Source organism: Pseudomonas sp. NBRC 111132 (assembly GCF_001320565.1).
Taxonomy (GTDB): Bacteria; Pseudomonadota; Gammaproteobacteria; order Pseudomonadales; family Pseudomonadaceae; genus Aquipseudomonas; species Aquipseudomonas putida_P.
The window spans coordinates 45,550-59,069 of the sequence record NZ_BCBI01000002.1 but is presented as its reverse complement, the minus strand read 5'-3'; the positions used below and the strand labels follow the sequence as shown (position 1 = coordinate 59,069).

Annotated in this window: 9 protein-coding genes and 2 pseudogenes; 9 read left to right on the top strand and 2 right to left on the bottom strand. The window is 61.8% G+C overall.

Going from position 1 to position 13,520, the window contains the following annotated elements:
* The first annotated feature begins 191 nt into the window (after positions 1–191).
* From APH35_RS01405 to APH35_RS01385, 5 genes are all read left to right on the top strand, one after another.
* Positions 192–665, top strand: coding sequence for an OsmC family protein (locus tag APH35_RS01405; RefSeq protein ID WP_012272661.1), 474 nt, complete (start codon positions 192–194; stop codon positions 663–665).
* Between the two features lie 212 nt (positions 666–877).
* Complete coding sequence (locus APH35_RS01400; RefSeq protein WP_306106069.1) at positions 878–1,114, top strand: hypothetical protein; 237 nt, start codon at positions 878–880, stop codon at positions 1,112–1,114.
* 90 nt (positions 1,115–1,204) lie between these two features.
* Positions 1,205–2,458, top strand: a complete 1,254-nt coding sequence (locus APH35_RS01395; protein ID WP_060514083.1) for a TolC family protein — start codon at positions 1,205–1,207, stop codon at positions 2,456–2,458.
* Positions 2,455–3,918, top strand: coding sequence for an efflux RND transporter periplasmic adaptor subunit (locus APH35_RS01390; RefSeq protein WP_060514082.1), 1,464 nt, complete (start codon positions 2,455–2,457; stop codon positions 3,916–3,918). Before APH35_RS01395 ends, APH35_RS01390 begins: the two co-directional genes overlap by 4 nt.
* Complete coding sequence (locus APH35_RS01385; protein ID WP_060514081.1) at positions 3,915–7,061, top strand: efflux RND transporter permease subunit; 3,147 nt, start codon at positions 3,915–3,917, stop codon at positions 7,059–7,061. Before APH35_RS01390 ends, APH35_RS01385 begins: the two co-directional genes overlap by 4 nt.
* Positions 7,062–7,270: 209 nt before the next feature.
* On the opposite strand, the pseudogene APH35_RS29630 reads toward APH35_RS01385, so the two are convergent.
* Together APH35_RS29630 and APH35_RS29625 are read right to left on the bottom strand one after the other, a co-directional pair.
* Positions 7,271–7,435 (bottom strand): annotated as a pseudogene (locus APH35_RS29630) (methyl-accepting chemotaxis protein); the annotation flags it as partial.
* Positions 7,436–7,540: 105 nt separating this feature from the next.
* Positions 7,541–7,750: pseudogene (locus APH35_RS29625) on the bottom strand (PAS domain-containing protein); the annotation flags it as partial.
* 769 nt (positions 7,751–8,519) lie between these two features.
* Here APH35_RS29625 and aspT point away from each other — a divergent pair.
* From aspT to APH35_RS01360, 4 genes are all read left to right on the top strand, one after another.
* Positions 8,520–10,202 (top strand): aspartate-alanine antiporter, encoded by a 1,683-nt coding sequence (gene aspT / locus APH35_RS01375; protein WP_012272667.1) that lies wholly within the window; start codon positions 8,520–8,522, stop codon positions 10,200–10,202.
* A gap of 212 nt (positions 10,203–10,414) precedes the next feature.
* Positions 10,415–11,707 (top strand): OmpP1/FadL family transporter, encoded by a 1,293-nt coding sequence (locus tag APH35_RS01370; RefSeq protein WP_012272668.1) that lies wholly within the window; start codon positions 10,415–10,417, stop codon positions 11,705–11,707.
* Positions 11,708–11,757: 50 nt separating this feature from the next.
* Positions 11,758–12,426, top strand: a complete 669-nt coding sequence (locus APH35_RS01365; RefSeq protein ID WP_012272669.1) for a DUF3313 domain-containing protein — start codon at positions 11,758–11,760, stop codon at positions 12,424–12,426.
* A 73-nt stretch (positions 12,427–12,499) separates the two neighbouring features.
* Positions 12,500–13,513 (top strand): AraC family transcriptional regulator, encoded by a 1,014-nt coding sequence (locus APH35_RS01360; protein ID WP_041166721.1) that lies wholly within the window; start codon positions 12,500–12,502, stop codon positions 13,511–13,513.
* The last annotated feature ends 7 nt before the right edge of the window (positions 13,514–13,520 follow it).

Sequence of the window (13,520 nt, the reverse complement as noted above, 5' to 3'; positions counted from 1 at the left end):
CAGAGCTGCCGGTCAGCAAGGATAGCAACAGGCCAGAACGCTGGAAGACGCTGTGCGTACGCACCGCAAGAGCATGCACCACTGCAATCATCAGGTGCTGGTGCGAAGCCACCTAGCGCGTGCAAGATACTTTCAGCACAGGCAGGGGCCAACATTATCTTCCGGGCAGCTTTTACAACACAGGCGCTACGATGAAAGAACACGCATACGCTGTTACCGTAAACTGGACGGGAAACACGGGTGAAGGTACTTCCAGCTATACGTCCTACCAGAGGGACTTCACTGTAGAAGGCCTGGGCAAGCCACAAATCCTCGGCTGCGCCGACCCGGCCTTTCGCGGCAATTCCAATCGTTGGAACCCAGAAGACATGTTGCTGGCCTCGATCTCGGCCTGCCATAAACTGTGGTATCTCCATTTGTGTGCGGTCAACAATGTGAACGTGCTGGAGTACGTCGACTACCCAGTGGCCCGGATGGTTGAGGGCGATGCACAGCAAAAGGGGCATTTCAAGGACGCAGAGTTGCGGCCTCAGATCGTCATCAGCAGCCAATCGGATATCGACCTCGCGATGCGTCTGCATGACGATGCTCATCATGAGTGCTTCATTGCCAACTCGGTCAACTTCCCCATCAAATGCAGGGCTGTCATTCACCATCAGCGCTAGATTCCCAGTGGGTCAGCAAGCTGGCGCATGCCACCGTGCCCGGTATCGCGCCAAGCAACGTTAATGCAGCGCTAATCGACTTCGCTTACACTCGCCGCATGAACCGCTTCTTGCGACTGGTTACCCTCTTCTTGCTGGTTATCGCGCTTCCTTTCAACGGGATGGCGGGTATCGACTCACCTATAGAACCGTGCCCCATGCAGGCCATGGGTATGCAAATGATGGCCGGCATGGAGCACGACTGCTGCCAGGAGCAAGATCAGGGCAAGTCCTCCCATCACGACACCAAAACCTGCAAGGTCGGCCAGGAATGTCGAACGGCGACTGCGCTCCAGGTCAGCATGCTGGAGCCTGTGTTGACCTTCGCTACCTCGCACCCTGCCGATACCTATACCGAAAGCCTGGTAGCCAGCGCCCCGCCTGACCACTGGCGCCCTCCTCGGGCCTGATTCCTTCGTAAAACCTCACACGATTGTTCTGCCTTGGCGGCCGAACGATGGCATGCGCGTGCGCGCTGGTTTTTTCGAGGAATCATGCTCATGACTCCCCTACGTTTGCATTCAGGACGGACGCTTGCGCTCGGCCTGGTAATCCTGCTGCCGACGCTATCGGCGCAGGCCGCTTCATTTTCATTGGACGATGCGCTGCAACTGGCAGAGCGCAATGCCCCTTCGCTTCAGGCACGCCAGGAGCAGGTGTCGGCGACACGCAGCGCGATCCTGCCTGCGGGTGAACTGCCCGACCCTCGGCTGAATCTCGGGCTGCAGAACCTGCCGGTGGACGGCAGTGATCGCTGGAGCACAAGCCGAGACTTCATGACCATGCAGGTGGTTGGCCTGTCCCAGGACGTGCCCAACAGAGACAAACGCAAGGCACGGGTCGAAACCGCGCGGGCAGCGGTTGAACGCGCCGATGCCGAGGCGGTCCTGGAGCGTCAAAACGTACGCGCAGCGACGGCACAGGCGTGGCTGGCGGCCTACACGGTGCAGCGAAAGCTGCAGCAATTCGACGAATTCTACAAAGAGAATCAGCTGCTGACTTCGGCCGTCCACGCCCGCCTGGCCGGCGGAGGCGGTGCAGCAACCGATGCACTTGCTCCAAACCAGGAAATGGCTCAGTTGGACGCGCAGAAAGACCTGCTGCTAAGCCAGGCGAGCCAGGCGCGAGCCGCCCTCAAACGCTGGACCGGCCAGGACGCAGATGTGCAAGCACGCGCATTTCCTCAGTGGGCGGTAAATGCAACTGACTACCTGCATGCGCTACACGCCCACCCTGCGCTGGCGGTTTATGGCGCCATGAGCCGAGAAGCCGAAGCCCAGGTGCATCAGGCGCAAGCCGAGAAGAAGTCTGACTGGGGTTGGCAACTGGACTACCAACGGCGCGGGCCGGCATTCAGCAACATGGTGAGTGTGCAGGTCAGTTTTCAATTGCCCTTGTTCGCAGGCTCTCGGCAAGACCCGATGATCGCCGCCCGGCGTGCACAGGTGCGCCAGCTGGAGGACGAGCAAGACGCGGCCCTGCGGGAGCATACCGCGCAGCTGGAGGCAGACATGGCTGAATACCAGCGCCTGCAGCGTGCAGTGGCGCGAAGCCGAGACACCCTGCTACCGCTCGCCGAGGCACGCGTGCGTTTGGCATTGGCAGATTACCGAGCAGGCAAATCGGCCTTGAGTGAAGTGCTCGCGGCGCGGCGGCAGCGGGTAGACGCGCGGTTACAGGACTTAGACCTGCAAGGCCAACTGGCAGCGACAGCGGCACGTTTGCATTTCGCGTACGGCGAGGTGCGGGCATGAAAAGTACGTCTATCGGTCTGATCGCAGCCGTTGCATTGGCTCTGGGTGGCGGTGCGGGCTATTGGTTGGCAGCACGCGGGCAAAGTGCCAAGGCGCCGAGTTCAGAGGAGCAAAAGGCACTTTACTGGTACGACCCGATGTACCCGCAGCAACACTTTTCCGCACCAGGCAAGTCGCCCTTCATGGATATGCAGCTGGTGCCGAAATACGCGGGAGGCACCCCGGATGACACACGGCCCGCTGTGCAGATTACGCCGGGTATCCAGCAGAACCTTGGGGTCAGGCTGGCGACAGTTACCCAGGGTCGCCTTGAGCGCACACTGCAGGTCAGCGGTGTACTGGCCTTCGACGAGCGCGACTTCAGTGTGCTGCAAGCGCGAACCGCAGGGTTCGTCGAACGCACTTACGGGCGCGCCACAGGTGATGCAGTGACCAAGGGGGCACCGCTGGCCGATGTACTTGCGCCAGAATGGGTAGGGTTGCAAGAAGAGTTTCTGGCGCTGCGTCGTTCGGGTGATGCCGGCCTGCAGGCAGCCGCCCGCCAGCGCCTGTTGCTGGCGGGAATGCCGGCGACGTTGATTGACCGGGTCGCACGCAGCGGCAAGGTGCAGGCCCTGGTGACATTGGTTGCCCCCACCGCCGGTGTCATCCAGGCGCTGGAGCTACGCCCAGGCATGACCGTACTACCTGGCGCTACCCTGGCGCGCATCAACGGTGTGACCAACGTCTGGCTTGAGGCAGCAGTACCTGAAGCTCAGGCTCAGGGCTTGCGTGAAGGCTTGGCAGTGCAAGCCGAACTGCCCGCCTATCCCGGCCATGCATTGACCGGCAAGCTGACAGCGCTGCTGGCTGATGCGGACCTGCAAAGCCGTACCTTGCGGCTGCGCATCGAGCTGCCCAACCTCGAGGGTCGATTGCGCCCTGGCATGACCGCCCAGGTCACCCTGCATCCGGTTGGGCAAGCCGATGACAGCTTGCTGATACCTGCCGAGGCCGTGATCCGTACCGGTAAACGCAATGTGGTGATGCTTGCCGAAGATCAAAGCCACTTCCGCCCGATCGAAGTGGTGCTGGGCCAGGAAAGCGGTGGCCAGGTCGCCGTGCTGCAAGGGCTGCAGGCAGGCCAGCGGGTAGTGGCGTCGGGGCAATTTCTAATTGACTCCGAGGCCAGCCTCAAGGGCATCGAGGCTGCAACTGCGCAAGAGACCCCACTGGTACCTGCACAACCGCCACTGCACGAGGCAGACGGGCAAATTGTGCAGATAGACGGCAAGCAGCTCACCATCGCCCATGGCCCTTTCATCACCTTGGGCATGCCTGGAATGACCATGACCTTCCCGGTGGCCGACTCCGTGATGCTCGCCGGGCTGAAAGTGGGTAGTCGCATTCACTTTGGTATCCGCGAACGTGACGAAGGCATGGTGATCGAGCAGATCGATGCGCAGGAGAGTCAGCCATGATTGCGCAACTGATACGCTGGTCGGTGGGCAACCGGGTGCTGGTTCTATTCGCCACGTTGTTTTTGGTGGCCTGGGGCGTGCTCTCGGTGCGTAGCCTGCCAATCGACGCGTTGCCGGACTTGTCGGACGTGCAAGTCATCATTCGCACCTCCTACCCTGGGCAAGCGCCACAGATTGTGGAAAACCAGGTGACCTACCCACTGACCACCACCATGCTCTCAGTGCCTGGCGCCAAGACAGTGCGCGGCTTCTCGGCCTTTGGCGACAGCTTCGTCTACGTGTTGTTCGAGGATGGCACCGACCTCTACTGGGCACGCTCGCGGGTCCTGGAGTATCTGAGCCAGGTGCAATCGCGCCTGCCTGCGTCGGCCAAACCCATACTCGGGCCAGATGCCACAGGTGTGGGCTGGATTTATCAATACGCGCTGGTCGACCGCCGTGGTGGTCATGACCTGGCGCAACTGCGCAGCCTGCAGGATTGGTTCTTGCGCTTCGAGCTCAAGACCCTGCCTGATGTCGCCGAAGTGGCGAGTATCGGCGGCATGGTCAAGCAGTACCAAGTGGTGCTCGACCCGTTGCGCCTGGCCACGCTTGGCATTACCCAAGCGCAGGTGACGGATGCCATCGCCAAGGCCAACCAGGAAACCGGCGGGGGTGTCCTTGAGCAAGGTGAGGCGCAATTCATGGTTCGTGCTTCGGGTTACCTGAAGACACTCGATGATTTGCGCGCCATCCCCCTGCGTCTGGCCACCAATGGCGCACCAGTAACGCTTGGCGATGTCGCCACCGTACAGCTTGGGCCAGAGGCGCGCAGAGGGATTGGTGAACTGGATGGCCAGGGCGAGGCCGTGGGTGGTGTGGTCATTTTGCGCAGTGGCAAAAACGCAAGGGAAGCCATTGCCCGCGTCAAGGAAAAACTCGAAGCGTTGAAGAAGGGCCTGCCCGCCGGGGTGGAGCTGGTCACCACCTATGATCGCAGCCAATTGATCGACCGCGCCGTGGACAACCTGAGCCAAAAACTGCTCGAAGAGTTCATCGTGGTCGCACTGGTGTGCGCGGCGTTTCTCTGGCACCTGCGTTCATCACTGGTGGCGATCGTCTCCCTGCCAGTGGGGGTGCTGATTGCACTGATCGTCATGCGCCATCAGGGGATGAACGCCAACATCATGTCACTTGGCGGCATCGCTATCGCTATCGGTGCAATGGTCGACGCGGCAGTGGTAATGATCGAAAACGCACACAAGCATGTCGAGGCCTGGCATGCCCGCAACCCGGGGGGCCAGCTGCAGGGCGAACAACACTGGAAGGTCATGACCGAGGCGGCAGTCGAGGTGGGGCCGGCCCTGTTCTTCAGCCTGATGATCATCACACTGTCGTTCGTTCCGGTCTTTACCTTGCAGGCCCAGGAAGGACGGTTGTTCGCACCGTTGGCGTTCACCAAGACCTACGCCATGGCTGCTGCCGCAGGGCTGGCGGTGACGCTGGTACCGGTGCTGATGGGCTACTGGATTCGCGGCCCGCTGCCAGCGGAGGCGCGCAACCCGCTTAACCGCGGGCTGATTCGGCTGTATCGCCCCGCGCTGGAGGTTGTGTTACGCCGACCAGGCATGACGCTGATGGGTGCACTGCTGATCCTCCTCAGCAGCCTGTGGCCATTGAACCATTTAGGCGGGGAGTTTCTACCGCCGTTGGACGAGGGCGACCTGCTGTACATGCCCTCTGCGCTTCCTGGGTTATCCACCCAAAAAGCTTCACAGTTGCTGCAGCGCACCGACCAGCTGATTCGGACCGTGCCCGAGGTGGCCAGCGTATTTGGCAAAGCCGGGCGCGCCGAATCGGCGACCGACCCCGCGCCGCTGGAGATGTTCGAAACCATCGTGCGCCTGAAGCCGAAAGACCAGTGGCGACCGGGTATGACCAGCGAGAAGCTGATTGAAGAGCTCGACCGGACAGTTCAGGTACCAGGGCTGACCAACATCTGGATTCCGCCCATACGAAACCGGATCGACATGTTGGCTACCGGCATCAAGAGCCCCATTGGCGTGAAAGTGGCTGGCAGCGACCCCGGGCTGATCGATCGCGTGACACTGGCCGTCGAGCGGGCAGCGAAAACGGTGCCCGGCGTGACCTCGGCATTGGCTGAGCGCTTGACTGGCGGGCGCTACATCGACCTCGATATCGACCGTCAGGCGGCAGCGCGCCACGGCCTGAACATCGCAGACGTGCAAGCCATTGTTGCCGGAGCCATCGGTGGTGAAACCATTGGCGAAACGGTTGAAGGGTTGGCGCGCTATCCCATCAGCGTAAGGTACCCACGGGAATGGCGAGACTCCGCCGATGCACTGCGTCAGTTGCCGATCTACACAGCCCAGGGCGGGCAGATCACCCTTGGTACCGTCGCACAGGTGCGCATCACCGATGGTCCACCGATGCTCAAGAGCGAGAACGCCCGCCCTTCGGGCTGGGTTTACATCGACGTACGCGGTCGTGATCTGTCGTCCGTGGTGGCCGACCTGCGCCAAGTGGTAGAGCGCGAGGTGAAGCTTGAACCCGGCATGAGCCTCAGCTACTCCGGCCAGTTCGAGTATCTGGAGCGTGCCAATGCTCGCCTGACGTGGGTGGTACCGGCAACGCTGGCGATCATTTTCGTTCTGCTTTACCTCACCTTCGGCCGTATGGAAGAAGCGCTGCTGATCATGGGTACCTTGCCCTTCGCCCTCACCGGTGGTGTGTGGTTGCTTTATCTGATGGGTTTCAACCTGTCGGTGGCCACGGGTGTCGGCTTCATCGCCTTGGCAGGGGTGGCCGCGGAGTTCGGCGTCATCATGCTGCTCTACCTGAACAACGCCTGGGCCGAGCGCCTAGCCAAAGGCGAGCACACGCAAGCAGCGCTGCTGGACGCGATTGGCGAGGGTGCCGTGCATCGTATTCGCCCCAAAGCCATGACCGTGGCGGTAATTGTCGCAGGGCTGCTGCCGATTCTCTGGAGCGACGGCACCGGCAGCGAAGTGATGGCGCGAATCGCTGTACCGATGGTGGGCGGCATGCTGACTGCACCCTTGCTCTCGCTGTTCGTCATCCCCGCAGCGTACTGGATGATCCGACGCCGACAGGTTGACGGCTTGAAGGTAGGGGCAAGGTGAGGTTCGATTTCCCTATGGAGGGGAGCGCTGCGACGATCGAAGACATCCGCAAGCACTAACCCTCCGGTTGCTCATCCTGTTTGCCAGAACCCAGCAAACAGGATGAGTTTCAAGTGACCTTTGGGTGCAGTCCACGCAGGTGTCGGTCATCTGCACGGCCTGGCAACCGGCTAGGAAAGCCCATTGAGCATGTCCTGAACCTGTTGCGTCGCCTGGCGGGTACTTTGCGCGAGTTTCTTCACTTCATCGGCAACCACCGAAAACCCTCGCCCCACCTCGCCCGCCCTGGCGGCCTCGATGGCCGCATTCAACGCCAGAAGGTTGGTCTGCTCGGCGATACTTCGAATGACGCTGATCATCTGTGCGATACGCTCGTAGCTGGCTTGATTCTGCTGGCGCATCTGCGCTTGGCTGGCCTGGACACTGCGCTCATCGCTGATATCCCGCACAGCCCCGATCACGCGCACCAGCCGCCCTTGCTCGTTTCGCACTGCGCGCCCTCGCTCGCGGCACCAGATATAACCCCGCTGCTTGTGGCGCATGCGGTATTCGAACACGTACTCCGCCGCCTCAACCGGCGCGATGATCGCGGCATCGAAGACGCTCATGATGCCCGGCAGGTCGTCTGGATGAGTGATGTCGACCTGAGATTGCCAGCCATCAGGCAACTCTTCGGATGTATAGCCCATCAGGCAGCGGAACTGGTCGGAAAACCGCATGTGACTGGACGGGTGCCCGACATCGCCATGGGCTACCGAGATATCCCACACCCCTTCGGTAAGCGTGGTCTGCAACAACGCCCAAAGCTGCTGTTGATCCAGTAATACCTGCGCCTGCTGCGCAAGCTCGACACGTCGTGCGTCCAGTTCACGATTGCGCTCGACAAGGCCAGCTTCACGCAGCTCCGCTGCTCGCAAGCTAGCGCGAGCGGCCTCCAGTTCTACCTCTCGGGCTCCCAGCGACACTTCCAGCCGGCGCAACGCCAAAGCACTCTGCTGGCGCTGCGCAACCACCTCGCTCAAACCTTGCAGCACCTCGGGACAACGCGCGAGCAGCGGGTAATCAAAGCGCTGTGGCACCTGCCCCGCTTGGGCCTGGGCCAGTGCCTGGGAAAACGCCTGCATCCAGTGGACTTTCCTGAAAAACATGCACCCGCTCCTGCTGTGGTTTTCGACGTACAGGCGTACGCGCTCTGGACGTCATACAAAAAAACGCCGGCGGGAGGCCGGCGCTCAAATGCAGTACGTATGAAGTAAGAGATCGCCTGGTGAGGCAGCGCCACTATCCTCTACTGCCAGCCCCTATTGCTTGCTTGAACCTGCCAGCCAGCTTGTCCCTGCGTGACTTTCATGCGGTCCACCAGAGCATGCGCATTTGGCGACATGCACCGTGCATCAGCTAATTGCACGCATACTCATGAAGACATGTCCGCCATCGCCGCTTCAGGAGGTTGCCACCATGCTTGACCGGGTCATGGATGCACTGCGAGACAATCCCGAAATCGCTGTATTTCTCGCCATTGCCCTGGGCATCCTGCTCGGCCGTATCAAGCTGGGCAGTTTCCATCTGGGTTCTGTCGCTGGCGCACTGCTGATGGGGCTGCTGATTGGTCAGATCGGCCTGCAAGTGCCCCACGAACTGAAATCGGTATTCTTCGCCTTGTTCATCTATGCGGTCGGCTTCAAGAGTGGGCCGGAATTCTTCGGCAGCCTCAACCGCGGCACGTTCAAGCTGGTCATTCTCTCGCTGGTGCTGTGCGGCACTGCCCTGGCAGTGATTCTGGCGATGAACGCGCTGTACGGCTTCGATGCAGGCTTTACCGCAGGCCTGGGCGCCGGCGCCCTGACGGACACGGCGATCATGGGCACGGCCAGCAGCGCGATCGCCCAATTACCGCTGGACGCGGCAGCCAAGGCCGAGCTCAACAGCCACATGGCTGTAGCCTATGCGATCACCTATGTATTCGGCACCGTCGGGCTGATCGTCTTCGTCGGCAGCCTGGCGCCACGCCTGCTCGGGGTGGACTTGCGCAGCAGCGCCCAGGCGCTGGAGCGTGAACTGGGCATTGAACGCAATGAAGACGCCATCAGCATCCCTTATACCCGCATCGTCGTGCGCGCCCATCGGCTCACGGCCGCCCATGCAGCCGGCACAACCATCGCCGATGTGGAGGCGCTGCACCCGGCGCTGAGCATCGAACGCGTCACCCGCGCCGGGCAACACCTGGAGCGCGACCCGGCATTGCGCCTTGAACGTGACGACATCCTGGGCATATACGCCCTGCGCGATGCTGTGAGCGATCTGCACGGCTGGATAGGCCCGGAAGTGGATCACCCGCAAAGCCTGTCGTTCGCCACCCGCAGCGCCGACATCGTGCTGACCAGCCGCCACCTGGCCGGTCGCAGCCTGCATCAGGTGAAGGCCGCACTTACCGGTTCCGAGCGCATGGGTTGCTTTCTCACGGGCATCACCCGTCAAGGCCTGCCCCTGCCCCTTTTGCCGGAAACCATTCTGCGTCGGGGCGATGTCATCAGCCTTACTGGGCGAGCCAGCAGTGTTGACGCATTGGCCGCGCAACTGGGCCGGATCCGACACGCCAGCTACCGCAGCGATATCGCCATCCATGCGCTGGGCCTGGTTGCCGGTTCACTGGTGGGGCTGCTGTCTACTCACATCGGCATGATTCCAGTGGAACTCGGCATCGGCGGTGGCGTGTTGCTAGCCGGGCTGTTGATCGGTTGGTACAACTCGCGACATCCCGATCTCGGCGCCCTGCCACCTGCCGCACAGTGGGCGTTTTCCGAGTTTGGCCTGACCGCCTTCGGCGCGGTCGTGGGCTTGCTGGCCGGGCCGGCGGCGCTGACGGCGGTCAGGGAACAAGGCATGGCACTGTTGCTGGCAGGCGCACTGGTGACCCTCATTCCGCCGCTGGTCACACTCTACGTTGGCCGCTACGTGCTGCGCTTGCATCCGATGATCCTGTTGGGCGCGCTGGCCGGAGCACAGACCGAAGCGGCCTCGATGAACAAGATCATCGAGCAGTCGGGAAGCAATACCCCAGTCATCGGTTTCACCGTCTGCTATGCCGTCTCCAATGTGCTGCTCGCAGTATGTGGCCCGATCATCATCGCCTTTGCCTGACGCCTCGACTTGCCCGCCGGCAAGTGTCGTCTAAAGTACTGACTCACAGTGCCAGCAGCTGCTTCTCATTCAGAATGTGAAATTGTCGTGAAAAGAGTGTGCCCGGCGCCAGCTGCCTGATTTCAACATGGCTACCCTGCTTCTACTACGCCTCAACGTTCGCTGGTAGTTGCCATAAAACGGTACAGCGCTTCAGTCACAAGGAGCGTCTGATGGAATCGTTGTACTGCCTGCGCCGCTCAGCAGCCCTGTTGCTTTGCACGGCATCCTTGTTCGGCAATGCGGCCTGGGCTGGTGGCATCCTCATCTATGAAGCCGGCCAGGAGGGCAACGGCCTGGCCAATGCCGGGTCTGCCGCACTGGCCACCGACCCCAGCGTGCTGATGAGCAACCCGGCGGGCATCACCCGGCTTAAAGGCACTCAAATTAGCGCCAACGCCCAGGTCATTCTTGGCGACCTGCGTTTTTCCCGCGACGCCGGCAACCAGTTCGACGGCAACGAAGGCGGCAATGCGCTGCAATACCTGCCCGGTACCAGCCTGTTCATCAGCCACCAGCTCGACGAGCGCTCTGCCATCGGTTTCGGCATGTATGGCAACTTTGGCCTGGCGCTGGACTACGACGACGACTGGGCCGGCCGCTATTTCACCCAGGAGGCCGCAGTGATTGGCGTTTCGATGCAACCGACCTGGGCCTACAAGTTCACCGACGACCTGTCCATCGGGGTTGGCCCGCGCATCATGGTCGGCTACTACCGCACCGAGATGGCCATCAACAATAACCTGCTGGGCCTGGCCGACCGGCCCGATGGCCAGCTGGAGTACAAGGACACCGATGTCGGCGTAGGCGTCAACCTGGGCCTGTTGTACCAGCTTGATGCCCGCACCCGTGTGGGCCTGGCCTACACCAGCAAGGTCAAGCTGGAGTTCGAGGACAAGCCGCACCTCAAGGACATCGACAACCCGCTGCTCAACGTCGCCCTGCGCCGCCTCGACGTAGATTCGCTGGAGCTCGACCTCAACGTGCCGCAAACCGTCACCTTCAGCATCGCCCACGAGCTGGACGACCAGTGGACCCTGCTCGGCAGCCTCAACTGGCAGGACTGGAGCGACTTTGGCGACGTCGGCGTGGAGGTGGACAGCGACGCTGGCGGCACCAGCCGCACCGTCGACCGCCAATACAAGGACACCTGGCATGCCTCCGTGGGCGCACAGTACCAGGCCACCCGACAATGGCGCTGGAGCGTCGGCCTGGGTTACGACAGCTCGGCCGTGGACGATAAGGACCGCACGGTCGACAACCCCATGGGCGAGGCCTGGCGGTTGGCTACCGGGGTCAACTACCAGGTCGATGAGGGCCTGGAGCTGCACCTGGCCTACACCTTGGTGTGGCTCGGCGACATGGACGTCGAGCAGACCAAGGCGCGCTCGGGCAACACGCTGTCAGGCAGCTATGACAACAGCGCTTTGCACATCATCGGCGGTGGCGCCACCTGGCGCTTCTGACGCCCCGGCAAAGCGGTGGGCATTGATCAACGCAACGAAGGAGAAGCTGCATGAACACCAAGACATTGGCTGCATCGCTGTGCCTTGCAACCCTCATGCTGCAGGGGTGCGCCAGCAAGTACGTGGAGTCCGACCAGTATTCAGGGTTCCTGAAGGACTACAGCATCCTCAAGGAAGACAAGTCGCCGTCCGGCGCGCCAGTCATGCGCTGGATCAAGCCCGGGGTCGATGCCAAGCGCTACACCAGCGTGTATATAGAGCCAAGCCAGCTCTACCCCAAACCGCAACCGACCGACAAAGTGCCGCAATCGACCTTGACGGGGATCACCCAGTACTACGACCAGACCCTGAAGAACCACTTCTCCCAGGTATTACCGCTGGCCACCAGCCCTGGTCCGCGCGTACTGGTGGTGCGCCCGGCGATAACGGCGGTGAGCGCCCAGACCAAAAGCCTGCGCCCTTATGAAGTCATTCCGATTGCGTTGATCGCCGCAGGCATCAGCACCGCCACCGGTATCCGTGACCAGGACACCAGCATCGCCACCGAAGCGGCGTTCCTTGATGGTGACAGCAACCAGGTGGTGGCCGAAGTGGTGCGCAAAGGTGCAGGTACCGAGCTGGATGACTCATCCCAGGTCATGCAGGCAAAAGACGCCAAAGCCGTACTCGATGGCTGGGCCAAGGACATGGTCGGCTCCTTCCAGGCATTGCGGAAATAGGCCGCTTCCCTCAAGCACGGCCCTGCCCAGGAGCGTGCAGGCCCGCCCCCGGTCACTGATGAGGCGCGATTCCATGGACAGCATTCGCGGCAGCGCATTGCTGCAATATGACCAGCTACTGGTCGAACACGGTGCTGCGCAGCGGGACTTTCTGGCCCCGCTGCACATTGCCCCGGATGTGGTCGGCAACTACGGCAAGCACCTACCCTACCTGAGCCTGGTGCAACTGTTCGAAGGCAGCGCGCACGCCCTGAGCCTGCCCCGCTTCGGCCTGGAGCTGGCGTTGCGCCAAGGCTCGACCCTGGTCGGCCCGCTGCGCCACCTGGCCAACTCCGCCCCCACCGTAGGCCACGCCCTGGTGGCGGTAATCCGTTACATGCGCCACTACAGCCCGGCTATCCACTTTCGCCTGGAACACCGCGCCGGGCAAGCCATGCTGTTTTTCGACAACGGCCTGCCGAGTTCCGAACAGACGCCGCAAATTGTCGAGAAATCAGTGATGGGGGCGCGGCTGCTGATTGGCGAGCTGCGCGGCGCGCCACTGCGGCCACGGGCGGTGACCTTGCGCCACGCCGCGCTGGGCGATGCCTCGGGCTACACACGTTACTTTGACTGCCCGGTGCTGTTCGGCCAGGCCCACAACAGCCTGGTGCTGGGGGCTGACGTACTGCAAGAAGCCTGCGTGCACCATGACGCCGACCTGCATGCCATCGTCCGCCACTTCCTGGAGAACCAGGCCGTCCCTTGCGACAGCCTGTTGGCCTCGGTAGAGCGCAAGATCCAGATGCTGCTGCCCGCCCAACGCTGCACCCTGGAACAGGTGGCGCTGGCCTTGAACATGAATTCACGCACCTTGCAACGGCACCTGGCCAGCGATGGTATCGAATTCGAAGGCTATCTGGACGGTATTCGCCGCTGCCAGGCACAACAGATGCTACGCAAGACCACCTTGTCTGTCGGGCAGATCGCCAACGAGCTGGGCTATCGTCGTACCACCTCGTTCTGCCGTGCGCATTTGCGCTGGTTCGATATCACGCCGCTTGAGCATCGACGGCAATACGGCGACCCGGTGATTGCCGCACTTTGAGTAACGC

Bases quoted from the DNA above. Each gene is read 5' to 3' on its own strand.
- APH35_RS01405 (WP_012272661.1), top strand. From the start codon at position 192: ATGAAAGAACACGCATACGCTGTTACCGTAAACTGGACGGGAAACACG.
- APH35_RS01400 (WP_306106069.1), top strand. From the start codon at position 878: ATGCAAATGATGGCCGGCATGGAGCACGACTGCTGCCAGGAGCAAGAT.
- APH35_RS01395 (WP_060514083.1), top strand. From the start codon at position 1,205: ATGACTCCCCTACGTTTGCATTCAGGACGGACGCTTGCGCTCGGCCTG.
- APH35_RS01390 (WP_060514082.1), top strand. From the start codon at position 2,455: ATGAAAAGTACGTCTATCGGTCTGATCGCAGCCGTTGCATTGGCTCTG.
- APH35_RS01385 (WP_060514081.1), top strand. From the start codon at position 3,915: ATGATTGCGCAACTGATACGCTGGTCGGTGGGCAACCGGGTGCTGGTT.
- aspT (WP_012272667.1), top strand. From the start codon at position 8,520: ATGCTTGACCGGGTCATGGATGCACTGCGAGACAATCCCGAAATCGCT.
- APH35_RS01370 (WP_012272668.1), top strand. From the start codon at position 10,415: ATGGAATCGTTGTACTGCCTGCGCCGCTCAGCAGCCCTGTTGCTTTGC.
- APH35_RS01365 (WP_012272669.1), top strand. From the start codon at position 11,758: ATGAACACCAAGACATTGGCTGCATCGCTGTGCCTTGCAACCCTCATG.
- APH35_RS01360 (WP_041166721.1), top strand. From the start codon at position 12,500: ATGGACAGCATTCGCGGCAGCGCATTGCTGCAATATGACCAGCTACTG.